Genomic DNA, 25,384 nt, shown 5'->3' on the forward strand with positions numbered 1-25,384 from the left:
ACATTAAATAAACAATAGTTTATGCCTTGGTTTAAAAGAACAAAAAAAGGGATACAAACCCCAACCGAAGAGAAAAAAGACGTCCCAAAAGGACTGTGGTACAAATCGCCCACAGGAAAAATTGTTGATAGCGAAGAGCTTGAAAAGAATTTTTACGTAAGCCCCGAAGATGGTTATCACGTGCGCATTGGAAGTAAAGAATATTTTGAAATCCTTTTTGACGACAACAAATTTAAGGAGCTCGATAAAAATCTTACCTCACAGGACACCCTTAAATTTGAGGACAAAAAGAAATATACTGACAGGTTAAAGGAAGCGCAGGACAAAACCGGCCTCAAGGATGCAATTCGCTGTGCCGTTGGGAAATCCATGGGCGCAGATTTGGTTGTAGCCTGTATGGATTTCAGCTTTATTGGCGGTTCCATGGGAAGCGTTGTAGGCGAGAAGATTGCCCGTGCTGCCGATTATTCGCTTAAAAAGAAAATCCCTTTATTGATAATTTCAAAAAGTGGCGGCGCCCGAATGATGGAAGCTGCCCTTTCCCTGATGCAGCTTGCAAAAACCAGTGTGAAACTTGCCCAATTAAGTGATGCGGGAATACCCTACATTTCGTTGTGTACAGACCCAACTACCGGGGGAACGACCGCTTCGTTCGCAATGCTGGGTGATATCAATATTAGCGAACCAGGTGCCCTGATAGGCTTTGCTGGACCGCGCGTAGTTCGCGATACTACCGGGAAGGAATTGCCCGAAGGTTTCCAAACTGCTGAATTTGTTTTGGAGCACGGTTTCTTAGATTTCATTACACATCGCCGTGACCTGAAAAGAAAAATAAATCTTTACCTCGATTTGGTACTAAACAGGCCGCTTCGTGAAAAGACCGCATAAATAAAAAAAGCTGCTCCAAACGAGCACCTTTTTTATTGAAAGCAATTTTCAATCAATTCATTGTAAAAGGATACTCTTGGCCATTGTATATAAATATGGCCTGATTGTCACATTCGCCGTCACCAAAATCGATAGCTGCCGTTACCCCGTCCTGTGAAACCTCAAGCCGTCCATCAACAACCCAACGACAGGAAGTTTTATAAACAAGGGTTTCTGTAACCTCTCCACTACGTTCAAAACCATTGGTAAATACAGTTTGCCAATTTCCGGTTACGTGATACACATTGTCAAGCCACGTACCAGAACCTACACCTTCCACCCATTCAGAAACACGGGTTCCATTACGAGTGCCCGTTACTGTAGTGTTTGGAAAACTCACGGTGATACTTTCGTTAACAGTAGATTGTGGGTTATCGTTTTGATTTGCTATTTCATATAGAATGCTTCCGCCACCGCTTACACCATTTCCATTAAAAACAAAGTCTTGAAAGGTATAATTAACCGTATAGGTACCAGAAACCAATGGGCCATATTCCAGAAAGATGCTTCCAGAAACCACATTTCCGTTATTTAATGTACAGGAATCGCCAAAATCCAAAAGAATGGTAAAAACGTTTCCTTGCATTCCAACAGTAATTTCAGTACAGTTCGGGAAAAGAGAAAATTGTGTGGTGCCACGACCTCCAGTTTCATTTTCTACAAAAGCCTGCTCTATAATATTAAATGTACCTTCGGCAACATTATCGGTTTTTGCAGCTCGCATAGAATTATCTGAAGAAAAATTAACTTCTTCCGAAGCAGTATCCTCATCTTTAACACAACTTGTAAAAAGGAAGATTCCCATCACAAAAATTAAAAGAAATAATTTAAAAGGGATGATTTTCATAAATTTAAAGGTTTAGGGGTTTAGATTCCTATAACGCTGAAAAACATCATTTCAATATATTTGAATTAATTTTTATTTGAAATACAGCTATTTCAAAATCGATTTTGTACTTTTGCAACCTTGATTATCAAAATGGTAATCAGTACATAAAAATCATTTTAACAATATTGGCATGTATTTATCCCAAGAAGAAAAAGAAAAAATTTTCGCAAAACACGGAAAGTCCAAGACTGACACTGGTTCAGCCGAAGGACAGATTGCGCTATTCACGTACCGCATCGAGCATTTAACAAAACATCTTAAAGCAAATCACAAGGACTACAACACTGAGCGTTCTTTGGTAATGTTGGTAGGTAAGCGCAGAGCATTGTTGGATTATCTTATGAAAAAAGACATCCTTCGTTACCGTGCTATCGTTAAAGAATTAGGATTACGTAAGTAATATTTTAAAGGGCTCTTACGAGCCCTTTATTTTTATTTTTTTTTCAGAACTTACTTCTGATACACATAGAAAAGCTACCCTTAGGTTTTTCATTGGTCAACCACAACAACACAACAACACGCGACTGATAAACAGTCGTTGACCATTTTTAACCGTGCGCCCTTGGCGTACAAAATGAAAAACAAATGATACCTAAAGTATTTAGAGAGGTCATAGACCTAGGTGATGGACGGGAGATTTCCATCGAAACCGGAAAATTGGCAAAACAGGCCCACGGTTCTGTGGTTGTTCAATCCGGAAAATGTATGTTGCTATGTACTGTAGTTTCAAACTACAAACAGAGCGATGTTGATTTTCTACCTTTAACAGTAGATTATCGCGAAAAATTTGCAGCTTCGGGTCGTTACCCAGGTGGTTTCTTCAAAAGAGAAGCTAGACCAAGTGACGGTGAAGTTTTAACAATGCGTCTTGTGGATCGCGTATTGCGTCCACTTTTCCCAAAAGATTACCACGCTGAAACCCAGGTGATGATCCAATTGATGAGCCACGATGAGGATGTAATGCCAGATGCAATGGCAGGTTTGGCCGCTTCTGCAGCTATACAGCTATCCGACTTCCCTTTTGAATGTGCTATTTCTGAAGCGCGCGTGGGAAGAATAGATGGTAAATTCATTATCAACCCAACCCGTGCACAATTGGAGGAATCTGACATCGATATGGTAATTGGCGCATCGGCTGATTCTGTAATGATGGTGGAAGGTGAGATGAAGGAAATTAGCGAAGAGGAAATGGTTGAGGCCATTAAATTTGCCCACGAGCACATCAAAAAACAATGCGAGGCCCAACTTAGATTGGCAGAAGCTGTTGGCAGAAAAGAAGTTCGCGAATACGAACCAGAGCGCGAAGATGAAGATTTAAAGAAAAAGATTCACGAGATGGCTTACGATAAAGTATATGCCGTAGCGAAGTCTGCTTCTTCAAAACACGATAGAAGCGCTTCTTTTGATGCAATTAAAGAAGAAATTAAAGCCACGTTTTCTGAAGAGGAATTGGAAGATTTTGGAGATTTAATTTCAAAATATTATTACAAAGCAGAAAAAGCTGCGGTTCGCGATCTTACCTTAAACGAAGGTTTGCGTTTGGACGGAAGAAAAACCGATCAAATTCGCCCAATCTGGTGCGAGGTTGATTACCTTCCTTCTACACACGGTTCGGCTATTTTTACACGTGGTGAAACACAAGCTTTGGCAACCGTTACGTTGGGAACTTCTCGCGAAGCAAACCAAATTGATATGCCATCTTTTGAAGGCGAAGAGACTTTCTATCTTCACTACAATTTCCCTCCTTTCTCAACTGGTGAGGCACGCCCAATCCGCGGTACTTCACGTAGAGAGGTTGGTCACGGAAACTTGGCGCAACGCGCATTGAAAGGAATGATTCCTGCAGATTGCCCTTATACCGTTCGTGTGGTTTCAGAAGTTTTGGAATCTAATGGTTCTTCTTCTATGGCAACCGTTTGTAGCGGAACTATGGCCTTGATGGATGCCGGCGTTCAATTGAAGAAACCAGTTTCCGGGATTGCAATGGGATTGATTTCTGATGGCGAAACTGGAAAATATGCAGTGCTTTCAGATATTTTGGGTGATGAAGATCACTTGGGCGATATGGACTTTAAAGTTACCGGAACGACTGACGGGATCACCGCTTGCCAGATGGACATTAAAGTAAAAGGTCTTTCTTATGAAATTTTGGTAAACGCTTTAAAGCAAGCCGCTGCCGGAAGACTTCACATTCTTGAAAAATTGACGGATACCATCGCACAACCAAATGCAGATGTGAAACCTCATGCTCCAAAAATGGTTACCGTTACTATTCCGAACGAATATATTGGTGCATTGATTGGACCTGGCGGAAAAGTAATCCAAGAACTGCAAAAAGCTACAAAGACTACAATTGTAATCAACGAAGATCCCGTTACTGAAGAAGGTATTGTTGAAATTCTTGGAACAAACCAAGAGGGAATTGATGCCGTATTGGCGAAAATTGATTCGCTTACTTTTAAGCCAGAAGTGGGTAGTGTTTACGAAGTGAAAGTTATCAAGATGCTTGATTTTGGGGCTGTTGTTGAATACACAGACGCTCCCGGAAACGAGATTTTACTTCACGTTTCTGAACTTGCTTGGGAACGTACCGAAAATGTTAGCGATGTTGTAAACATGGGCGATGTATTTGATGTGAAGTTTTTAGGAATTGATCCAAGAACCAAAAAAGAACGCGTTTCCCGAAAGGCATTGTTGCCAAAACCGGAAGGTTTTAAAGAGCGCCCTCCACGTGATGACAAACGTAACGGCGGACGTGATAACCGAGGGCGCGACAACCGTGGCCGTGACAATCGCGATAGAGACAGAAAGAGAGATTAATTTTTCTTTTTAATACAATAAACGCCTTTCAGCAATGGAGGGCGTTTTTTTATGCTTACACGCAACCTTTTAAAAACTTTCAGACTATAGAGTAACAACGTAATGATACATTTATGAAAAATATTTGGTTTTTATCGCTTATTCTACTTTTTACAATCATATCTTCCTGTGAAAACGAACCCATAAGCAAAGCAGATCCTTCAAGAGTTATCAAAGTAGATTCTGAACTTTATAATCTAATTGAACGCGCTGCCGGTAATGATTTTGACAATGAAATTACTTGTATTGACTTTAATTACGCCTTTACATTGATAATTTATGATGAAAATATGGATATTTTCGGCTACCAGATAATAAAAAGTGATATTGAATTCAGTGAGTTTTTGGGTGCATTAGGGGAAGATAAATCCATAAGTTTAAGCTATCCTATCACCAGCATTCTAAATGACGGTCAACCATACACTATCAATAACAATGAAGAGTTGAAAGATGCAATAGATCAATGTTTGGGAGCCGACACGGTTATTACCTGCAACAATATTCTTACTGAAACTTCGTGTATTTGGAAGGTAAATCATTTAGACGGTCCCAACAGCGAATACGACGGCTCTTATTTTGAAGTGAGCAATTTGGGGAATGCAGCACTTTATTTTCAAGAGAACGCTTTCGGCGGAACTTGGGTTTCCTATTTTATAGAAGATGAATTACATCTCAATATCTTTTTGACGGGAAATGAAAACGTAAGTGATGATTGGAATTTTGACTGGAAAATAACAAGTTTTGACCCAGGGCAAATACAAATTGAAAATGGCACAGATCGTATTTCCCTCATCAAGGACTGTTACCAACCTTGTAGAAAAATTCTCTTTGAGGAATGCGAAACCGAGCCAAATTCAGGCAGAGCTATATTTGATTTGGAAAGTTATTTTGAATGTTTCTTTCCGTTTTCGGGTATTCCAGACCCTTCAACCGTTACTTGGAATTACTATGAAAATTACGATGATATGCTGGAGGGCTTAAATCCCATAACCAATTTATTGTATGAAAACAGGGAAAATCCACAGGTAATTTATGTTAGATTTGATAATATAAACACCGGGATTCAGGTTTCCGGAGTACCCATCGTTTTAAAAGCCCTTAACTGTTTCTAAAATTTCAAAATTTATTTGAAGGAAGCCGAACTTATAAAAGCGTGTATTAAAAATAACCGGACAGCACAAAATGAGTTGTTCCGAAAGTACAAAGACACCCTATATTTTACCTCGCTGAAATATTGCAGAAACGAAACCGATGCCGAAGACAACCTACACGATGCTTTTATAACAATTTTTCAAAAATTAAAAACATATAAAAGCCAGGGTTCATTCGAAGGTTGGATGAAACGAATTACAATCTTTAAAGCAATTGATAAATACAAAACAAAAAAGCCCCTGAATATTGAAATTAAAGAGGATATACTTGAAGATGAAGTGATAGTTGAAAAGGAAGAAAACCTTTCGCTGGACCAACTTTTGGCTCTAATACAGGATTTACCGGATCAGTACAGGCTTGTGTTCAATCTTTACCAAATGGATGGTTTTTCACACAAGGAAATTGCGTCATTTTTAAATATTTCTGAAGGAACTTCAAAATCAAACTATCATCGCTCAAAACTCATTTTACGTGATAAAATTATTACGTTAAGCAAGGAAATTAACCCAAAAACATATTGAAATGGGAGAAAAAAAAGACATAGGAAAGCTTTTTGAAAATAAGCTGAACAAAGGAAAAAAAGCTCCCAAAAATACACTTTGGGAGAAAATAAATACTTCGCTTGACGAAGAAAAACACCGTAGAAAAAGAATCTTTTACTATTGGATTTCGGGAGGTGTGATTTTAACTTTATTGGGAGCGTTTTTGCTTTTTGGCAACAGTGATTTTTTGAAAATCAATTCAACTGTAACAAAAAAGTATAATGAAATTTTGGAAAATACCGTTTCTTCCTCGGAAAAAGTAGGTAATGTAAAATCCACTGAAACTTTACCTATTGATTCACTTTCCGCAGAACTCCAAGATGAAAAGTTGAGTAAAATAGCAACGGTTGAAGAAAATCAGCCTGTAAATTCTTTACAGAAATCAGAAGGGAAAGAATCAATTAATACTTCTGAAAAAAAGGTTTCAAAAAGTAAAAGCTTAGATGAAACTTTTACAGTTTCAGAAAAATTTTATTACTACAACAGCCGTGACGGAAGACAAATTGTAACCCAAGACAAAAAAGAAATTGACAGTTTAATTTTAAAAAACAAAAACGAGCTAGATTCTGCAAATATTAAAAAGAAAGATACTTTAAAGTAATAATTAAATTGCTTCTGTAGTTTAATATTAAGAAGATTTTTAAAAAAAATTAAAACTTTTGTAACCTTTTCCGTATTTGTTACGTATAACCCAACACACAAGTTTAAACCTTAATCTACAGGACAAACCTTAATGAGACAACTTAAAATTACAAAGCAGGTAACCAATAGGGAAACTGCTTCATTAGACAAGTATCTTCAAGAAATTGGAAAAGTTGACTTAATCACCGCAGACGAAGAAGTAGAATTGGCACAGCGCATAAAAGCGGGTGACCAGCGCGCTTTGGAAAAATTGACCAAAGCAAACCTTCGTTTCGTAGTTTCGGTGGCAAAGCAATACCAAAACCAAGGACTTACCCTTCCAGACCTTATTAATGAAGGAAACCTTGGCCTTATTAAAGCCGCACAACGTTTTGACGAAACCCGTGGTTTCAAATTTATCTCGTATGCAGTTTGGTGGATTCGTCAGTCAATTTTACAAGCTTTGGCAGAGCAATCACGTATTGTGCGGTTGCCATTGAACAAAATTGGAAGCATCAACAAGATAAATAAAATGTATGCTTATCTTGAGCAAGCCAATGAGCGCCCGCCTTCCGCAGAGGAAATTGCAAAGGAGCTGGATATGACCATCAACGATGTAAAAGAGTCCATGAAAAACTCTGGCCGTCACGTATCCATGGACGCACCGCTTGTGGAAGGAGAAGACAGTAACCTTTATGACGTATTGCGAAGTGGTGAGAGTCCAAACCCAGACCGTTCCTTATTGCACGAATCACTTCGAACCGAAATTGAACGCGCATTGGAAACCCTTACTCCCCGTGAGGCAGATGTAATTCGGCTGTACTTCGGTCTAGGTGATCAGCACCCGATGACCTTGGAAGAAATTGGTGAAACTTTTGATCTTACCCGTGAGCGTGTGCGCCAAATCAAGGAAAAAGCAATAAGAAGATTGAAGCACACTTCGCGAAGCAAAATATTGATGACCTATTTGGGATAATTCCCGTAAAGATAACTTACAGTATCAGTTTCTCAGTCTTACTGAGAAAATACTGTTCGTTTTTTGATTGATGAATGACCTCGGGCTGATTACCCGAGGTTTTTTCTATCTTTACATTCGCATGGAACACACAATCTGTTATTTAAGCAAAGAAGCCGAAGCTTTGAAAGATTCAGAGCTTGAAAGCTTGTTTAAATTCATTGTAGCCATGAATCCAACATTAAATATTTCGGGAGCGTTACTTTACAACAATAATTTCTTTCTGCAAGTGCTGGAAGGCAAAAAGGAAATAATTAAAGAGCTTTTCGCAAAAATTAGGAAAGACAAAAGACACAAAGACATTTTAATGATTTTGGATCAAAAAATTGAAAATCGGATTTTCGAAAATTATGAAGCCAACTTCAGTATTATGAAAACAAAGAAGGATATTGAAAAACTCAATACGTATCTTTCACATTATGATTTTGAAAACAAATATCCCAAAAACATAAAAACACTTATAGAACCCTTTTTACTTTAAATCCAATGAAAAATACAATTATAGCTCCTTCCATACTTGCAGCAGATTTTGCAAACCTTCAGCGCGATATTGAAATGGTTAACAATAGTGAGGCAGATTGGTTTCATCTTGATGTAATGGACGGGGTTTTTGTACCGAATATTTCCTTCGGAATGCCCGTTATAAAAAGTATTGCGGCCCACGCCAAAAAACACTTGGATGTACACTTAATGATAATTGATCCCGATAGGTATATAAAGACGTTTGCAGATCTGGGGACAAACACCCTCACAGTTCATTATGAAGCCTGCACCCACCTTCACCGTTCGCTGCAGGCAATAAAAGCTGAAGGCATGCAAGCTGGTGTTGCGTTAAACCCGCATACAAATGTTTCATTACTTGAAGACACCATCAACGACATTGATTTGGTTTGTATGATGAGTGTGAACCCTGGTTTTGGCGGACAAAGCTTCATTGAAAACACCTATAAAAAAGTAAAACAACTTCGACAAATTATTGAGGCCAATGGCGCTTCAACCAAAATTGAAATAGACGGGGGCGTGACCAACAAAAACGCAAAACAATTGGTTGATGCAGGCGCCAACGTTTTGGTGGCAGGCAGTTATGTCTTTGGTGCAAGCAATCCATCACAAACCATTTCTGACTTAAAGGAACTCTTAAAATAATTTTTGAATGTCTATTGACAAAAAAACGAAAGACGCTCTAATAATCGGCGCAGGACCCATAGGCATAGCCTGTGCGCTTGAATGTAAAAAGAAAGGCTTGGATTATGTTGTGGTGGAGAAAGGCGCGCTAACCAATTCCCTTTACAATTATCCGCTGAACATGACTTTTTTCTCCACTTCGGAAAAATTAGAGATTGATAACATCCCTTTTATAAGCAGCAATCCCAAGCCTAACAGAAATGAGGCTCTGGAATATTACCGAAGAGTTGCCACCTCAAATAATCTTCACATAAACCTGTACGAATCGGTTATTTCTGCCGTAAAAGAGGGTGAATACTTCAATATTATTTCTGATAAAAGCACATATGTCGCTAGAAACATTATCGTTAGCACTGGTTTTTACGACATTCCAAAAATGTTGAATGTTTCTGGCGAAGAATTGCCAAAAGTGATGCATTACTACAAAGAAGCACATCCCTTTGTAATGCAAAAAGTAATAGTGGTTGGGGCAAGCAACTCTGCTGTTGATGCAGCTTTGGAAATATGGCGAAAAGGCGGTGAGGTAACTATGGTAGTCAGAGGTTCTGAAATAGGTGAACGGGTAAAATATTGGGTAAAACCCGATATTGAAAACCGAATTAAAGAGGGAAGTATAAAAGCCTATTTTAATTCTGAAATTGAAAAAATCACAAAATCAGAAGTTTTTATAAAGACTCCCGAAGAATCGGTTAAATTAGAAAACGATTTTGTAGTAGCACTAACAGGTTATAAACCCAACTTTACTTTTTTAAAACAATTGGGAATTAAACTTACTGATGACGAAAACTGCTTTCCCACTTACAATCCCGACACAATGGAAAGTAATATAAAAGCACTTTATCTGGCCGGAGTAATTTGCGGTGGAATGGAAACCCACAAGTGGTTTATTGAGAACTCCAGAATACACGCCAAAATGATTCTGGAACACATTTCAAACAAAAATCAATAATCTGCAAAATTAAAATTTAGCATTTTTTTTGTGTGAAAGTATATTTTAGGAAAAATACGCTTAAAGTCTTGTGGAGATTCAAAAAAATATTCAGCCAACACAGCCATAAATTCATACTGATTGGTAAATGCATAAGCACGAAAATACTCTGTTCTGTCTAATTGATCTTTTACCTCAGGCTTAGTTAATTGCCTTAAAATATTTTGAAATTGTTTTGCGAAACGAATTGAATCCAAGTCTCGGTTTTTTTTGGCCTCTAGTTGCATTGCATGCATAAATTCATGAATTCCCACATTTAAATTATCATTACTTATAGCAAAACCTTCCTCAAAATCTTTCCATGATAGCACCAATGCCTTTTCTCTAGGATTAAATTCTCCTTTATGGTAATTTTTGTTGACCGTGCTAAAAAACTCAGCGGGATAGATAAGTATGAAATCTATTAGGGAATAACTATAATTTTTTCTACCGAAACTAAGCATACAGCCAATTGCCGCCACCAACACTTTCATATGGTCGGTAATGACCAAATCATCCCTTCCCACATATTTTTTTTCAGAAATAAATTGGGCTACCCTGTGTTGAAATTGTTTTTTATGTTTTTCAGAAAGTTTATTGTAAAAGATGAAATCCTTTTCTAGTATTTTCAATTTAGAATCGGAGAGTTTTTTATAAACAAAATAATGTCTGTAGAGTGGTTTGTCAAAATTTGCTGCATACCAATTTTCAAAAACCCTGAAAAGAAAAAATGCAAACCCAAGTAATACAACTGCATATGCATAGGGCGCGAGCCAGGGAGCATAGGCTTCAGATAGAAAAAATAATGACATAGTATAAATGGTAGCATTTAGGGATTATCATAAATATAACGCTTTTCAGGTATCAATATTTCTTTAAAAATAGATATAAAAAAATCCCCGGCATGAGCCGGGGATTTCTATTGAATAGAGTCTGTAATACACTATTTATTAAAAGTCAAAAGTATAAAACTTATCCCAGAAAAGTTGAGTCTCTGGAGCATCACCACCAATTGCAGAAGCAGCAGCTTCATAGTTTGTACCATTTAAGGTTTGCTCTACTACTGGATATGTATAACGAGTTGGGAACCCTGACTGAGCATCAGTTGGTTCGGTTAAAATTGGATAATCCAAACGACGAACAGATAGATAACTAGCAAAAGTTCTATTGTAAAGTCCTAAATATGCTTGTACACCAACCACTTGTTTCCAAGCAGGAGTAGAAGTACTAGTGGCAAGTGCACTAGCGTAATCTACTTCTGGTTTTGCCAAATATGAAGCTACATCAGGAGCTCCCCAATAATCAAAGGAAGCTGTAATAGCAGCAGCATAATGAGTAGCAGCGTCTCCACCTACAGAGTATCCTCTTGCGGCAGCTTCAGCCAATAAAAATCTAACTTCCACATAAGAAAGCAAAACTCCAGGAGCTGTAGGATCTACTAATGCATCTGCGACATGGGAATGGTCTGCATAGGCAGAGATTTCACCTATCTGGCCTCCAATATATTCACCATCAACATCGGTGAAATAAGATGGTCTTCTTGGGTCTTCCAAATCATTCATTATATCAATTATTGTTACAGCAGCAACATAATCGTTACGTCCACTAAGAACTAAGTTGTCGTTCATAGGGTTATTGTTTGGAGCAGCAGCAGAATATTGGTAACTACCATTGTCAGCATTGCTTGTAAATACACCACTAGAAAAAGCAGATTCAACCGTAGACTTTGACAAACCAGCATCTACATCTGAAAGCATAATACCCATTCTTAATTTCAAAGAGTTTGCAAACTTCTTCCATTGTGCAACATCACCACCATATATAAGGTCGGTTGACCCATCAAAGCTACCTACAGAAGTGTTCATACTTCCAATAGCAGCATTCAAACGAGAAATCAAGTCTTTGTAGACAGTTAAACCATCGTCATATACAGGCAGAAGGTTATCAATATCCAATGCTTCAGAATAAGGAATATCTCCATAAGTTTCTACCAAATTACTAAATGCGTAAACATTTAATACCTCAATAATAGCCAATTTGTTAGGCTTAAGGTTATTGGTAAGATCATTATCTGTTTCTGTAATAACTCTTGCAGATTCTTTAAGATCTTTTAAAACATCTCTATAAAGCTCTCTCCAATGGTTATCAGGAATAGCACGAGTTATTTGATCGTATTGACTCTCATCAGTATAAGTAGTCTCCTGCAATTGTTGCGTCCATAAACGTAAGTTGTTTAGGTTTACGTTAGGAGTAACAATTTGATCCGCAAGTTGCTTTTGGGCAGATGCGAACAAACTCTCACCACTAACCGTAGTAGGATCTTTTATATTTTGGTTCAGGTCCTCAAGGTTATCTGAACACGACACGGCAAATACAGCCGCAGTTAAAATTAAAATCAGTTTCTTCATTTTTCTATGTATTAAAATTGTGCTTTAATGTTAAACCCATAATCCTGGGTAGTTGGCAATGAACCTGTAACATATCCTTGAAGGTTACCAGAACTCAAACCTGCTTCTGGATCTGCGTAAGGTAAATTCTTATCAATAATCCACAAGTTAGATCCAGTAACACTAAAAGACAAACCAGTCATAAAAGTGTTATCAAGGAACTTTGAAGGTAAATTATAAGTAAGTGAAACCTGACGAAGTTTTATATAGCTTGCATCGTATACAAACTCAGCAGCTGGAAGTGCGGCATAACCAAAGGCACTAAATCCATTAGCATCAGTTCTAGTTGTGTTTGTAGAACCATCAGGGTTTACACCCGGGTTGATAAATCCACCGCCTTCATCTAAAGGATTTCTAACTGGATTACCAAGATCGTTTATGTAAGCAGTATTTGCATAAATACCTGTTGCCTGACCATAGTATTGATCTAATGAGAATAGGCTACCACCTTCTTGTATATCAATAAGGAAGCTAAAAGAAAGATCCTTATAAGTCAAGGTATTCGAAATACCCATTAACCAATCTGGGTTTGTATCTCCAAGAACATTATTTGAAGTTGGAGTCTTAAGATATCTTCCGTTATCAGGATTTACAACTTTTTCACCATTTAAGTAAACATAGTCTTGACCGTAGATTACTCCGTAAGGCTCACCTTTTACAGCATTAATTGTAACACCTCCCTGAAAGCTACCTAACTGCAATGTTTCAATACCATCAGGTAACTCAACAACTTCGTTGTCATTTTGAGACCAGTTAACATTTAAGCCCCAGCTAAAATTATCAGTTTTAACAGGCATTGCATTTAAGGAAACCTCAATACCAGTGTTTTCAATTTCACCAGCGTTCAATAATTTTCCTGTATAACCAGTAGCAGCAGAAATTGGCACTGTTACAATTTGGTCAATAGAGTTTGACTTGTAGTAAGCCACATCAAAACCTAAACGGTTATTTGCAAAACGCATTTCTAAACCTGCTTCGTAACTTTTTGTAGTTTCAGGCTTAAGGTTTGGATTGTTTGATACGTTTGGAATAGAAGTTCCTATATCATTATTAATGGTATAAGTATCAACCAATCTATCAAACGGAGCTCCGTTACCTACCTCAGCATAGTTCAAACGTAATTTACCAAAAGAAATAGCATTTACATTCAGCAATTTGCTGAACACGAAACTTGTAGATACAGATGGGTAGTAGAATGCACTCTCATCTTCAGGCAATGTAGAGAAACGGTCTCTTCTGATGGTACCATCCAAGAATACAATGTTTCCAAAACCAAAAGATGCACTTGCATAAACACCATCAACTCCAATTTTTTCAGCTCTTTCAACTGGATTTGGAAGCGGTGATGCACTGTTCTGCAATGAATATAAACCTGGAACTACCAATCCACCGGCAGTAGATGAAGTAATGGAGTTAAACTCATTTCTACGAATGTTTGTACCTAAGATACCCGCAAAACTGATGCTCTCAGAAAAATCGGCATCAAAGTTGAACATTAAATCGTAGTTTGTTTCAGTAGCTGTAATATCTCTTCTCAAATATCCTGAATCCACATTACCACGCGCTACACCAAATGGAGTTGCCACAGAACCAACTGCTCTGCGCTCTTCTTGGTTTTCATTATATGTATCTGTAGAAACTCTACCTGTTACATTTACCCATTCAGCCAGTTCATAATTTAACTCAAAATTACCGATAAAACGGCTTCTTCCATCATTCTGATAGTTTTCGTATCGAGTCCAATATGGGTTATCCCAATATATTGGAGGTGAACCAGCTTCAGAAGTATCTGGATTCCAACTTACGTTTCTACGGGTTGCAAAATAAATATCTCTTTGCTGTTTAATATCTGTACTTACTGCCCACCATTGTTTAAAGTTACCAACAACGTTGTCATTATAACCGGTAGAGTTACGACCCAATGCGTCAGTTTTAATATAGTTGGCAAATCCACTAGCTGTCAATTTTTCAGAAACATCATATGTTCCACTAAAGATAAAGTTGTGTCTATCTAAAGTACTATTTGGCAATAATCCAGATTGATCTAGTTTAGTATACGACAAACGGTATGAACCATTTTCAAGACCATTTGAAATAGAAATGGAGTTTGTTAATGTTATAGGAGTTTCAAAAAATGTTAATGGTCCATTCTCAGCAGCTATGTACGGAGATTTTTTTAAGTAATTTGGCGATGAAGGATCAAATGAATCCCACTGATAGATAAATAAGTTAGGGTCAAATGCAGGACCATAAGACGCATCATCATGGTAGTTTTCTACTTGATCATCTATACCGTCTCCATTAATATCCTCAAATGTAAAGTAATCACCGTAACCAGGACCGTATTGAGTTTGATATTCAGCAAAGGTGCTCTTATCAACAAAACCAACAGTAGCATTAGAGTTAATAGTTACTCCTAAGCCTTTTGATTTTTTACCTTTTTTGGTAGTAATGATAATTACACCATTAGCAGCACGTGAACCGTAAAGTGCAGATGCAGCAGCACCTTTAAGCACGTTAATAGACTCAATATCGTCCGGGTTAATATCCGAAGCAGCATTACCATAATCGTAGTAATTACCCCTTGCCTGAGTTTGCGCAGCGTCGTTGGTATTTCTGTTACTAATTGGCACACCATCAACCACAAACAATGCTTGGTTATCACCAGTTAAAGAGGTGTTACCTCTAATAACTACGTTGGTAGAACCACCAAGGTTGTTGTTTCTTCTAATTTGAAGACCGGAAACTTTTCCTGAAAGTGCATTTGTAAAGTTGTTACCCTTTACAGTAGAGATATCTTCTCCTTCTACTTGCTGTGTTGAGTAACCCAATGATTGTTTTTCACGAGAAACACCAAGTGCAGTTACAACCACCTCGTCCAAAACTGAACCAGCCTGCATTGTAACATCTATTTTATTTGAAGCCCCAACAGCAATCTCTTGGGTCTCAAAACCTACATAACTATAAACAAGCGTTTGTCCCACCGCAGCCTCAATGGTATAATTACCATCAAAGTCCGACTGCGTTCCGGTACTTGTACCCTTTATAATTATGTTAACTCCTGGAAGCGGCAGACCCGTGTCATCGGTCACCATTCCGGAAATTGTTTTTTCCTGTGCAAAAGCGAGCTGCACAACCAACACTAATAATAGTGTTAAAATTCCACTAAACTTTGTTTTCATTTTTTTGTTTGTTTGAATTAGCACTCCAAAAGTGCCAATAAAATCTTACAATTCCAACTTTTATAGGAAGTAGATTATGAAAATTTTATCAAAAAGTTATTTTAAAAACACTCTCACAACTTAATTTTTAACATAAAATTTTGCAAAGCGTTGATTTTCTTACGTTTTCGGAAGACTTCAAAAAAAGTGAATTTAAAAAAAGTGTTTGAAAATATTTTAAAATATTTTCAAACACTTTATGAACAATTGCCCCAATAATGCAAACTAAGGAGATTTACGGCATTTTAACACAATCTTTAAAATTGTAAAAATATTGTTAAACTAACATTTCAATTTATACTCAAAAAGATAGTGAATTTTCTATGGAAATCACAGATAAAAAAGATTACTTACCAGCGCTTTCTCCTTTAAATTGTTGCGAATTATTCTTAAACAAAACATTAAACGTAGTTAAGCTACCATAGCACCGTGTTATGTATTGCTGCAAATCTATTTTATCCTGTTCTGCCAATTCTTTACTAGAATTGATTTTTTGTTCCATAACCCGCAATCTATCGCGGAGCATCACTATTTTGTGAAAAAAAGTATCGATAGGAATTTCCTTTGAAGCCAAATTTGAATCTGCTGGCTTTAAAACCATAGTCCCGCCTTTCCATTTATCGGCTATGGGTACAATTTCACTGAATCCATTCCATTTTTTTAAAATATCACGCAGGCTTTTTTCTACTTCGTAAAAACTTACGGTGTCAACCTCGTCCTCGGCGGCATCAATGATCTCAAAATCTTCGTCTGTGGAGATTGTTTCAAGGCCGTTTTCAATAAAGGTTACCCAATACATTTTTGCAGTAACGTTTGTTACAACCCCTTTACCGTATTTTGGATGGTTAATTCTGGAACCTATTCCTAAAATCTGTTTCATTCTTTATAATTTTAGCCAGTAAAAATAATTAAAATGATTTTATCCTTAGTCCACAAAAGCTGTATTTCATAAAAAAACCATCCAGATTTAAAAATCGGGATGGTTCTTTGGGTCTAATATGACCGGCCATAAACTACTTCTTCTTTGGAGCAGCTTGTGGAGCCTTTTTGTTATCCTGCTTTTTGGCCTGTGGACCTTTTGCGGGTTGCGGCTTTTTGTTTTGCTGTTGTTGTGGCATAACAATTACTTTTTTTGAATTAACTATATAAAGGTAAAAGGAGCCACTGTTAAATTATTCTCTTCTTAGCTAAACTTTAACAGCCTGTTTAAGCTAAGTAATTACGACACTCTTCGGCACATTTTCTACAGGCTTCTGCACAATCTTGGCAATGTTTTGCTTCGTGCTTTGAACATTCATCTGCGCAGGTGTCGCATATTTTTGCGCAGTATCGCACAAGATCGTCAACATCGTTAAAGTTCATTGCCAGCAACTGGTTGAGCGTACTACAAACTTCCGCACAGACTCTGTCCGTTCGGATGCAGTTTACCATCATTTTTACATTTTCTTCGTCCAAACATGCATCTGCGCAATAATTGCAATGGTTAATGCAATTGCCCAAAGCGTGAATTAATTTTTCATTTTTCATAATTTGAATTTTTTTATAAAATCAAATTACCAAAATCAATGCTTACTCACTATTAAGAAAATTATAAAATCCTGCTAAAATTACTCTGCGCCTTGCTTATGATCGTCAATAACTTGCTGGTCGCGATATCTGCAGCAAGGATCTATTTTTTCATAAACCTCATCTTTCGCCTTTATATCTTGGGTATCGTGCCCGGTATCAGCAATACTTTGTTGAATTTTTGTCAAATCGGTTTTCCCTTCGTTATAAATCAAGTCCAGTTGATGTGTTTCCACATTCCAAATTGCCGATTTCACACCTTTGGCCTGAATAGATGCCTTTTCAATGCGTTCCTTACACATGCCGCAAACACCGTCCACTTCAATCGTAGCTTTGGCATTTTTGTTTTGGGCGAAACCAGTTGCTCCAATAAAGAGAATTCCTAAAATTAAAATTACATTTTTCATACATTACATTTTTAAAGTTGATTATTAGAATTAATTAAGTCGATATCTTAAACCTGCATAATACGAGCTTCCAAAAATGGGGCCGTAAACATAGGTAGTGTCAAAAGTTGTTCCAAACGGGCTGTCACTGCCCACAATTGGATTTTCCTGCGTAACATTCGTTATGTTTTCACCGCCTACGTAAATTTCAAAATTAGTTGAAAAAACTTTAGTAATCTGCGCATTCAAGGTGGAAACCGAAGGTGAAAATTCTGAAAGTCCAATGGTATTCAAATAGCTTTCGGTGGAAGCAAACCGTTGCTCGCCCAAATAGTTGAACGTAGCATCAAACTTCCAATTGCCGCCATTTGCCCCTTGCCCGGTTTCATACGAAGCGTTCGCAAAAAAACGATGGTTTGGCGTCAATGGCGTTTGCTTTTTACCGCTTAAATAAGTTGTTTCCACGTCGTAATATTTATAGGCCAATCGCATGTCAAAATGGGTAAAGGGATTATAATTGAATTCTACTTGAAAATTATTCGAAAAACTTTCACCTTCCAAATTATAAAAATTAATTTCATTCGGGTTTTCCCAATCCACAACAATTTGGTTTACAAAATCAGTCCTGTAAAAATCAAAAGTAATATCCGCCTTTCTGCTAAAAAGATTGAAACCCTGTAAATATGAAAATCCATAATTCCAAGCTATCTCTGGGTCCAGCCCGTAAATTTTCCCACCGTTGCCCAAAATATTCAAGCTGCGCGATGTGGCAAAAAGACTTTGGTTTTCAGTGAAAATATTTGCGCTTCGCTTTCCTCTGCCCGCAGAAACTCTAAAAGCCGATTTATCCCAAGGTGTGTAACGCAAATGGAACCGCGGCGTTAGGAAAGTTCCCAATCTGTTGTGCACATCAGCGCGAATTCCCGCAGAAAAATTAAGATCGCCCAAATTGTCGAAATTGTATTCAAAAAACGCCCCAACGGAATTTTCAACCCTGCTGAAATTTTCGGTCAAAACCAATTCGTCATACCCATCATAAGTAGCGCTCAGCCCGGTTTTAATTTTATGGCGCGAATCGCTGATTATGGAATTGTAAAGCAAATTGGCGTACAAACTGTTGTGCTGAATATTGTAATCACTCAACCCAAAATAAGATTCTTGGTCGTGGTGGCTATATGCTATTTGCAAGCCACCAGTGCGCCAAGGAATATCAGGATTTACATACCCAAACTTTCCAGATACATCAAACCGCTGGGTTTTTATTTCACTTCCCCAAGCGTTGGTGGTTCCACGGTCTTTATCTGGGTTAAAGGACGTTTGGCCTGTCTGTTTTTCATCATTCAAATACCTAAAATTGAAAAAACCAACATAACCGTTTTCGGTATCGGTGTATTGCCAACGGTTCATCACATTTACTTGCTGCATCAAGGGTGCATCGAGAAAAGAATCATCATTTTTATCAAACTCCGTTTCACGCAAATTTCCGTGAATATACAGCCCTGTGCTCCAACGGTCAGTAATTTTTGTGTTGAGATGTGTATTCAGCTCAAAACGGCCATTCCCTGCGCCATAAGCGTTAACAAAAAGTTTATCGTCTGTGGTAGGTTTTTGCAATTCGGCATTTATTTGCCCTGCAATGCTTTCATAACCATTTGTAACACTACCTGCGCCTTTGGTTATTTGGATGCTTTCCACCCAGGTTCCCGGAATAAAACTCAGTCCATAAGCCTGCGAAGCCCCGCGAATGCTTGGAACGTTTTCAGTGGTTATCAAAATATACGGACTGGTAAGCCCAAGCATTTTAATTTGTCGCGTTCCCGAAATGGCATCGGCAAAGTTCACATCAATGGAAGGATTTGTTTCAAAACTTTCCGCCAAATTACAGCAAGCAGCCTTCAAAAGTTCGGCGCTGCTTACGTTCAAAACATTTGTAGCTTGAATGAAAGAACGTGAAGTAGCTTTCTGTCGCGCCGTAACCGTAACCTCGTCAAGATTGGCTGTGGACTTTAACGAATGTGTAATTCGCTTCGGAGAATTTATTGAAATAGTATCGGTTTTATAACCCACAAAACTGATGACCAATTTCTTGTATTCGGGTTTATAATCCAATTCAAAATTACCGTCAAAATCGGTAACCGTTCCCACTTGGGTATTCAGCCAATACACGTTTGCGCCCCCAAGCGGAACTTCTTTGTTATCAACATTTTCAGTGATAGTCCCTGTTACTTTTTCCTGTGAAAAAATGCAAAGTGGAAGTATAAAAAATAAGTATAATAGATTTTTCATTGTTTAATTTATTTTAGCGGTTCGTAATCGAAGCGCATTAGTAATAACTGAAACCGAGCTGAAACTCATAGCCAGCGCGGCGATCATTGGTGATAATAATATTCCGAAAACCGGAAAGAGCACCCCTGCGGCAATAGGCACGCCGAGTACGTTATAAATTAAAGCGAAAAAGAGGTTCTGTTTAATATTGCCCATCACTTTTTCACTTAGATGAAACGCTTTTACAATACCGTGCAAATCGCCTTTCACCAAGGTTATTCCGGCACTTTCAATGGCAACATCGGTTCCGGTTCCCATCGCGATGCCCACATCGCTTTTTGCCAAGGCGGGCGCATCGTTTATCCCGTCGCCGGCCATTGCAATTATTTTGCCTTCGGCGTGCAGCTTTTCAACAACTTCCAATTTGTCCTGCGGAAGCATTTCAGCTTGGAAATCGGCGAGATTTAATTCGGAAGCAACAGCTTTTGCGGTGTCGTGGTTATCGCCGGTGAGCATTATAACCTGAATTCCCTTTTTCTGAAGTTCGTTGATTGCTTTTTTACTGGTTTCCTTTATTTTATCAGCAATCACAACGAAGCCAACCACTTTTCCATCAATGGAAAGCATCGGCACGGTTTTGCCTTTTTTCTGTGCTTCGGAAATTTCTTTTTGAAGCACTTCGGAAATATCCGCACCAGCCTCCTGCATCATCTTTTCGTTCCCGAGCGCAATCTTTTTGCCGTTGATAGTTCCGGTCACCCCTTTTCCGGTAACCGAATTGAAATCGGTAGTTTTTAAAACTTCGGAATTCTTTTCCTTTCCGTATTTAACAGTAGCATCAGCCAATGGATGTTCGCTGTTGTGATTGAGCGAAACGATATATTGAAGCACTTCCTCTTCCGAAATATTTTCCGCAGCGCCAACTTTTTCCACAGAAGGTTTTCCTTCGGTAATCGTTCCGGTTTTATCAATTATCAAAACGTCAATTTTATTTAGCGTTTCAAGCGCTTCGGCGTTTTTGATCAGTACGCCGCTTTGTGCGCCCTTCCCTACTCCAACCATAACGGACATTGGCGTTGCGAGCCCCAAGGCACACGGACAGGCAATTATCAAAACCGCAATCGCATTCACCAAGGCATATACATATCTTGGCTCGGGCCCAAAGACTGCCCAAACGATAAAGGTGATTATTGAAACCAAAACCACAATCGGTACAAACCAACCCGAAATTTTATCGGCCAATTTTTGGATTGGAGCGCGGCTTCGGCTGGCTTTGTTCACCATTTCAATGATTTGGGAAAGCAGAGTATCGCTTCCCACTTTTTCGGCTTTCATTACGAAAGTTTGTTGCCCATTGATGGTGCCCGAACTTACTTTATCCCCCTCGGCTTTTGAAACGGGCACGGGTTCGCCCGTAATCATCGACTCGTCAACGGAGCTTTCGCCTTCTAAAATACTTCCGTCCACGGGAATTTTTTCGCCCGGTTTTACGCGGAGTTTATCGCCAACCTCAATTTTATCGATTGCGATGGTTTCCTCTTTTCCGTCAACAATTCTCACGGCTTTGTTTGGCGCCAATTTTAGCAATTCCTTTACTGCGGAATTGGTGCGGTTGTGGGCGCGCGCTTCCAAAACCTGGCCCATTAAAACCAAGGTGAGGATGACCGTTGCCGCTTCAATATAAACGTGTACGGTGCCAGATTCGGTTTTAAATTGGTCTGGGAAGAAATCTGGAAACAACATCCCGAAAACACTGAAAAGCCAAGCCACCCCAGCGCCAATCCCGATGAGGGTAAACATATTGAGATTCCAGGTTTTAATGGAGCGATAGGCCCGTTCAAAAAACATCCAAGTGGCGTAAAAAACCACGGGAATTGAAAGGCCGAATTGTATCCAATTCCAAGTGCTCATTGGCATCCAATCGTACAACGGATTGTTTGGAATCATTTCGGACATTGCTATTATAAAGATTGGAATTGTGAAAATTATCGCAATCCAAAACTTTTTCAGCAACTTTTTATACGATTTGTTTTCGGCAGATTCGTCGGCCTCTTTTGGTACCAAATCCATTCCGCAGATGGGGCAGGAACCCGGTTCGTCGCGAATTACTTCGGGATGCATTGGGCAGGTGTATCCTCCCCCTGTCCCCCTCCCAAGGAGGGGGGATTGCTCTCGGACTAAATCCATTCCGCAGACTGGGCAATCGCCGGGTTTGTCGTAGGTTTTTTCGCCTTCGCAATGCATCGGGCAATAAAAGGTGCCTGTGCTACTTTGCTTGGCTCGTTTCTCTTCCTTTTTATCTTTATGCTTTTGCGCGGCCTCGGCATCGTCGGGAAGGGAAATACTGTAACTTCCGCCGTCGTCTTCCAATGCTTTTTCAAAAACTTCCAATGGAATATGTTTTTCCATTTCAATTACCGCTTCGGCTTTTTCAAGGTTTACCGATGCTTTTGAAACGCCTTCAATTTCACTTAAAGTTTGTTCCACATGGCTTCGGCAGCCGTTGCAGGTCATTCCGTGTATTTTATATGTGTGTATCATTTTTGTTTTTCAAGACGATTAATCATTTCTTTCATCTCTCCAATTTCCTTGCGCTGTGCTTCAATAATATCATTGGCCAGTTTTTTTACTTCGGGGTCTTGGATATCCGCTCTTTCACTCGTTAAAATAGCGATGGAATGATGCGGAATCATTGCTTTCATCCACAAAACATCTCCAATTGGTTTTTGTGCCCGAACCAAGAAAAGCGCGCTGCCAAATAGGAGCATGCTTCCCAACAGAATTGCCGTATTCTTTTTTCGGTTTTTGTACATTTTCTTCATAAAGAAAAACATGATTAAAGCCATAGCAGATATGCCCAAACACGTCATATAAAAACGAGTGAGGCTGAAATAGACATGGTCCATTTCATAAGTGTTTAAATACATCGTTATATACATTGCAACAAAAGATGCCGCAAGCATTAAAACGAATTTTGTGTAAGGATTCCCGTGAGTGTTTTTATTATTTTCCATAATTCTTAATTTATAAGGTTATTAAAAACGAATAGATAGGCCACCTCCCGCACCAAAACGGTTGTCGTAACTGGCCATTAATGAAAAGTTCTTTGAAAGAAAATATTCAAGACCTGCATTCCAAGTAAGTTCATCGCCGTAATCAATTCCTAAGGGCAGATCGTCCACCAAACCGAAATCGACTTGGTATTCAATCATTCCAAAGGCAAGGGTTCGGGGAAAAATCATGATTTCACGCTCCAGCCCAATCTGGGGGCGCAGCTTATTGTCTATCCGTACATCCAAATTAAACAAATAAGGCGTTAAATACCGAATTCCGGCAATAGCCGTGGTTTCAATTTCATCTAAGCTATTTTCGGTTTCATTTTCTACATTTACGCCTCCAAAAACGCGCAGGTAATCGTGCAAATAGCGCTCATAGGTTACCTCAGCCTCCAAGTTTTGGTTCCAACCATACTCTGCCATTACATTGAACTGGTTTCGCAAGTTGGAAGAAGTTAGGTTCAATTCCGCCATATGCGAAGCCACATCTGCAGTTCCCCATGTATAAAAATGATTGGCCTCATTCAGGATTGTTGAAACAGGATATTCCTCCATTCTTGGGTCTCTCGGCGTTTCATAACTAAACACGCGCGCCATTCCACCCATCATGTGGTAAAGCACGTGGCAATGGAAAAACCAATCGCCGTAAGCATCCCCATAAAATTCAATTGTTACCTCTTCCATTGGCGGAACGTTTACCGTGTGTTTTAAAGGAGAATATTCGCCGTTTTTGTTGATTACCCTGAAAAAGTGCCCGTGAAGGTGCATTGGGTGGTGCATCATTGTGAGGTTGTTTAAAGTAATTCTAGTTACTTCATTCCCTTTAATTTTGATGTTATCCGTTTCCGAAAGCGGCACGCCGTTCAAACTCCAAATGTAACGGTTCATATTTCCCGTGAGATTCAATAGAATTTCAGTTGTGGGAGTATCTTTGGGATAGCTGGTTTTTTCGGGCGATTTCAAATAATCATAGGTATATTCTGAATTCATCCCCATCCCATCCATTTGCATCGGCTCATTTTTCATATCCATTTTCGAATGATCCATCTTTGAATGATCCATTTTCATTGAATCTTTTGGCACTTCCATTTTGGAATGATCCATCTTTGAGTGGTCCATTTCCATCCCGTTCATTTTCATCCCGTATTCCTCCTTCATTTCAAAACGCTCATCTTTTTTTGGCTGAAATTTTAAAGCGTGGGCGCCCATTTTCATCTTCATTTTAGCCATTTCCTGCATCATTGCAATCTTATCTGGCTGCGATACTATCGGGGCAGAAACTATTTCACCATTTCCAAAATACGCCAAAGCAGTTCCCGAACCATCCTGTGCCATTGCCCTAAACTCCAATTTTCCACTTTGAGGAATAGTTACAATAAAATCATAGGTTTCAGCAATGGCGATAAAGGTTTTGTTCCTTTTTACGGGAGTTACATCAAGTCCATCTGCTGAAATTAAGAGCGGTGATTCGCCACCAAAAGTCATCCAAAATTGTGTAGAGGCCGAACCATTGATAATTCGCAATCTAACCTTTTCACCAGATTTAAAGTTCGGATATTCCGCCAGCTGTTTACCGTTAATCAAAAAAGCAGAGTAATAAATATCAGCAATGTCGGCGCCTTCCATTCGCTGCCTCCAAAAATCGAGTTGGGCACCAAATGCACCGCGGCCAATTACTTGATTTAGCGGCGTGGAAGTTCCCTTTTTTATTCCGTACCATTCACTGCCACGCTTTAATGTGCGCATTACATCTTTCGGCTTTTCATTGGTCCAATCTGAAAGCATAAGCACCAATTCCTTATCGTAATCCAAAGTTTTTTCTTTTGGTTGAATTACGATGGAACCAAAAACACCGCTCTGCTCTTGGAGCATGGTATGCGAATGGTACCAATAGGTTCCGGAATGGTTGATAGGAAAGTTATATGTGAAAGTTGTTCCTGGTTTTATTGGTGGCGTAGTTAGGTAAGGCACACCGTCCTGAAAATTTGGCAACAATATTCCGTGCCAGTGGATGGAAGTTTCCGCGTCCATTTTATTGATTACGTGGATTACGGCCTGCTCTCCTTCCGTAAATTCAAGGGTCGGCCCGGGAATGCTTCCGTTTACGGTCATTCCCATAACCTCTTTGCCCGTGATATTTACAGTTTGTTGTTCAATGGTTAATGTATATTCACGAACGGGTTTTTCTTTTTCCTGTGAGTAGGAATAATTCAGAAAAACCAAATTCAGGAATATGGTTATAATAAGTTTGTATTTCATTTTTTAAGATTTGATTGAATATGAGTA

At 38.8% G+C, this 25,384-nt stretch carries 21 protein-coding genes; 10 read left to right on the top strand and 11 right to left on the bottom strand.

All coding sequences use genetic code 11. From position 1 onward, the window contains the following. Window positions 1–21: 21 nt before the first annotated feature. On the top strand, window positions 22–888 hold the full coding sequence (gene accD, locus LS48_RS09900) for an acetyl-CoA carboxylase, carboxyltransferase subunit beta (RefSeq protein ID WP_062622378.1): 867 nt from the start codon (window positions 22–24) through the stop codon (window positions 886–888). A 52-nt stretch (window positions 889–940) separates the two neighbouring features. Here the strand turns inward: accD and LS48_RS09905 are convergent, their stop codons facing one another. After that, entirely contained in the window at window positions 941–1,774 is an 834-nt protein-coding gene (locus tag LS48_RS09905) for a hypothetical protein (protein ID WP_062622379.1), read from the bottom strand. Window positions 1,775–1,946: 172 nt separating this feature from the next. On the opposite strand from LS48_RS09905, the gene rpsO reads away from it, so the two are divergent. The 9 genes from rpsO (at window position 1,947) to LS48_RS09950 (ending at window position 10,139) form a co-directional block, all read left to right on the top strand. Continuing rightward, window positions 1,947–2,216, top strand: coding sequence for a 30S ribosomal protein S15 (gene rpsO, locus LS48_RS09910; RefSeq protein WP_062622380.1), 270 nt, complete (start codon window positions 1,947–1,949; stop codon window positions 2,214–2,216). 185 nt (window positions 2,217–2,401) lie between these two features. After that, the gene (locus LS48_RS09915; protein WP_062622381.1) at window positions 2,402–4,636 is read left to right on the top strand and encodes a polyribonucleotide nucleotidyltransferase; all 2,235 of its coding nucleotides are present in this window, start codon (window positions 2,402–2,404) and stop codon (window positions 4,634–4,636) included. A gap of 113 nt (window positions 4,637–4,749) precedes the next feature. After that, on the top strand, window positions 4,750–5,787 hold the full coding sequence (locus LS48_RS09920) for an FIDD domain-containing protein (RefSeq protein ID WP_062622382.1): 1,038 nt from the start codon (window positions 4,750–4,752) through the stop codon (window positions 5,785–5,787). A gap of 15 nt (window positions 5,788–5,802) precedes the next feature. Continuing rightward, entirely contained in the window at window positions 5,803–6,348 is a 546-nt protein-coding gene (locus tag LS48_RS09925) for an RNA polymerase sigma factor (RefSeq protein WP_062622383.1), read from the top strand. A 1-nt stretch (window position 6,349) separates the two neighbouring features. Continuing rightward, window positions 6,350–6,970: a hypothetical protein gene (locus LS48_RS09930; RefSeq protein ID WP_062622384.1), complete on the top strand. Its 621-nt coding sequence runs from the start codon at window positions 6,350–6,352 to the stop codon at window positions 6,968–6,970. A 132-nt stretch (window positions 6,971–7,102) separates the two neighbouring features. Further along, window positions 7,103–7,966, top strand: a complete 864-nt coding sequence (locus LS48_RS09935; RefSeq protein ID WP_045080767.1) for a sigma-70 family RNA polymerase sigma factor — start codon at window positions 7,103–7,105, stop codon at window positions 7,964–7,966. A 70-nt stretch (window positions 7,967–8,036) separates the two neighbouring features. Beyond that, a complete protein-coding gene (locus LS48_RS09940) occupies window positions 8,037–8,486 on the top strand; it encodes a BLUF domain-containing protein (protein WP_062622385.1) in 450 nt (149 codons plus the stop codon). A 5-nt stretch (window positions 8,487–8,491) separates the two neighbouring features. Then, the gene (gene rpe, locus LS48_RS09945) at window positions 8,492–9,151 is read left to right on the top strand and encodes a ribulose-phosphate 3-epimerase (protein ID WP_062622386.1); all 660 of its coding nucleotides are present in this window, start codon (window positions 8,492–8,494) and stop codon (window positions 9,149–9,151) included. A gap of 7 nt (window positions 9,152–9,158) precedes the next feature. Then, window positions 9,159–10,139 carry a YpdA family putative bacillithiol disulfide reductase gene (locus LS48_RS09950; RefSeq protein WP_062622387.1) on the top strand — a complete coding sequence of 327 codons (981 nt, stop codon included), beginning with the start codon at window positions 9,159–9,161 and terminating at the stop codon, window positions 10,137–10,139. Here LS48_RS09950 and LS48_RS09955 read toward each other — a convergent pair. From LS48_RS09955 to LS48_RS10000, 10 genes are all read right to left on the bottom strand, one after another. Then, complete coding sequence (locus tag LS48_RS09955; RefSeq protein WP_062622388.1) at window positions 10,133–10,969, bottom strand: zinc-dependent peptidase; 837 nt, start codon at window positions 10,967–10,969, stop codon at window positions 10,133–10,135. The two genes, LS48_RS09950 and LS48_RS09955, sit on opposite strands and share 7 nt — an antisense overlap. A 138-nt stretch (window positions 10,970–11,107) precedes the next feature. Further along, entirely contained in the window at window positions 11,108–12,565 is a 1,458-nt protein-coding gene (locus LS48_RS09960) for a SusD/RagB family nutrient-binding outer membrane lipoprotein (protein ID WP_062622389.1), read from the bottom strand. Between the two features lie 11 nt (window positions 12,566–12,576). Then, window positions 12,577–15,786 (bottom strand): SusC/RagA family TonB-linked outer membrane protein, encoded by a 3,210-nt coding sequence (locus LS48_RS09965; RefSeq protein WP_062622390.1) that lies wholly within the window; start codon window positions 15,784–15,786, stop codon window positions 12,577–12,579. 385 nt (window positions 15,787–16,171) lie between these two features. Continuing rightward, window positions 16,172–16,705: a DUF8685 domain-containing protein gene (locus tag LS48_RS09970; protein ID WP_062622391.1), complete on the bottom strand. Its 534-nt coding sequence runs from the start codon at window positions 16,703–16,705 to the stop codon at window positions 16,172–16,174. A 326-nt stretch (window positions 16,706–17,031) separates the two neighbouring features. Then, window positions 17,032–17,352, bottom strand: coding sequence for a four-helix bundle copper-binding protein (locus tag LS48_RS09975; RefSeq protein WP_062622392.1), 321 nt, complete (start codon window positions 17,350–17,352; stop codon window positions 17,032–17,034). A gap of 80 nt (window positions 17,353–17,432) precedes the next feature. Beyond that, on the bottom strand, window positions 17,433–17,798 hold the full coding sequence (locus LS48_RS09980; RefSeq protein WP_062622393.1) for a heavy-metal-associated domain-containing protein: 366 nt from the start codon (window positions 17,796–17,798) through the stop codon (window positions 17,433–17,435). A gap of 30 nt (window positions 17,799–17,828) precedes the next feature. After that, window positions 17,829–20,063, bottom strand: a complete 2,235-nt coding sequence (locus LS48_RS09985) for a TonB-dependent receptor (protein WP_062622394.1) — start codon at window positions 20,061–20,063, stop codon at window positions 17,829–17,831. Window positions 20,064–20,066: 3 nt separating this feature from the next. Further along, window positions 20,067–22,583: a heavy metal translocating P-type ATPase gene (locus LS48_RS09990; protein ID WP_062622395.1), complete on the bottom strand. Its 2,517-nt coding sequence runs from the start codon at window positions 22,581–22,583 to the stop codon at window positions 20,067–20,069. Then, window positions 22,580–23,056, bottom strand: coding sequence for a DUF305 domain-containing protein (locus tag LS48_RS09995; protein WP_062622396.1), 477 nt, complete (start codon window positions 23,054–23,056; stop codon window positions 22,580–22,582). Before LS48_RS09995 ends, LS48_RS09990 begins: the two co-directional genes overlap by 4 nt. Before the next feature lie 21 nt (window positions 23,057–23,077). Continuing rightward, window positions 23,078–25,357, bottom strand: coding sequence for a multicopper oxidase domain-containing protein (locus LS48_RS10000; RefSeq protein ID WP_062622397.1), 2,280 nt, complete (start codon window positions 25,355–25,357; stop codon window positions 23,078–23,080). Window positions 25,358–25,384: the final 27 nt, after the last annotated feature.

The organism is Aequorivita aquimaris (assembly GCF_001573155.1).
In the GTDB taxonomy this organism is placed as follows: Bacteria; Bacteroidota; Bacteroidia; order Flavobacteriales; family Flavobacteriaceae; genus Aequorivita; species Aequorivita aquimaris.

Coding starts and splice junctions, on each gene's coding strand:
- LS48_RS10000 (WP_062622397.1), bottom strand. CDS start 25,357: ATGAAATACAAACTTATTATAACCATATTCCTGAATTTGGTTTTTCTG.
- LS48_RS09915 (WP_062622381.1), top strand. CDS start 2,402: ATGATACCTAAAGTATTTAGAGAGGTCATAGACCTAGGTGATGGACGG.
- LS48_RS09935 (WP_045080767.1), top strand. CDS start 7,103: ATGAGACAACTTAAAATTACAAAGCAGGTAACCAATAGGGAAACTGCT.
- rpe (WP_062622386.1), top strand. CDS start 8,492: ATGAAAAATACAATTATAGCTCCTTCCATACTTGCAGCAGATTTTGCA.
- LS48_RS09920 (WP_062622382.1), top strand. CDS start 4,750: ATGAAAAATATTTGGTTTTTATCGCTTATTCTACTTTTTACAATCATA.
- LS48_RS09930 (WP_062622384.1), top strand. CDS start 6,350: ATGGGAGAAAAAAAAGACATAGGAAAGCTTTTTGAAAATAAGCTGAAC.
- LS48_RS09970 (WP_062622391.1), bottom strand. CDS start 16,705: ATGAAACAGATTTTAGGAATAGGTTCCAGAATTAACCATCCAAAATAC.
- LS48_RS09950 (WP_062622387.1), top strand. CDS start 9,159: ATGTCTATTGACAAAAAAACGAAAGACGCTCTAATAATCGGCGCAGGA.
- LS48_RS09975 (WP_062622392.1), bottom strand. CDS start 17,352: ATGAAAAATGAAAAATTAATTCACGCTTTGGGCAATTGCATTAACCAT.
- rpsO (WP_062622380.1), top strand. CDS start 1,947: ATGTATTTATCCCAAGAAGAAAAAGAAAAAATTTTCGCAAAACACGGA.
- LS48_RS09985 (WP_062622394.1), bottom strand. CDS start 20,063: ATGAAAAATCTATTATACTTATTTTTTATACTTCCACTTTGCATTTTT.
- LS48_RS09960 (WP_062622389.1), bottom strand. CDS start 12,565: ATGAAGAAACTGATTTTAATTTTAACTGCGGCTGTATTTGCCGTGTCG.
- LS48_RS09990 (WP_062622395.1), bottom strand. CDS start 22,583: ATGATACACACATATAAAATACACGGAATGACCTGCAACGGCTGCCGA.
- accD (WP_062622378.1), top strand. CDS start 22: ATGCCTTGGTTTAAAAGAACAAAAAAAGGGATACAAACCCCAACCGAA.
- LS48_RS09940 (WP_062622385.1), top strand. CDS start 8,037: ATGAATGACCTCGGGCTGATTACCCGAGGTTTTTTCTATCTTTACATT.
- LS48_RS09905 (WP_062622379.1), bottom strand. CDS start 1,774: ATGAAAATCATCCCTTTTAAATTATTTCTTTTAATTTTTGTGATGGGA.
- LS48_RS09980 (WP_062622393.1), bottom strand. CDS start 17,798: ATGAAAAATGTAATTTTAATTTTAGGAATTCTCTTTATTGGAGCAACT.
- LS48_RS09965 (WP_062622390.1), bottom strand. CDS start 15,786: ATGAAAACAAAGTTTAGTGGAATTTTAACACTATTATTAGTGTTGGTT.
- LS48_RS09955 (WP_062622388.1), bottom strand. CDS start 10,969: ATGTCATTATTTTTTCTATCTGAAGCCTATGCTCCCTGGCTCGCGCCC.
- LS48_RS09995 (WP_062622396.1), bottom strand. CDS start 23,056: ATGGAAAATAATAAAAACACTCACGGGAATCCTTACACAAAATTCGTT.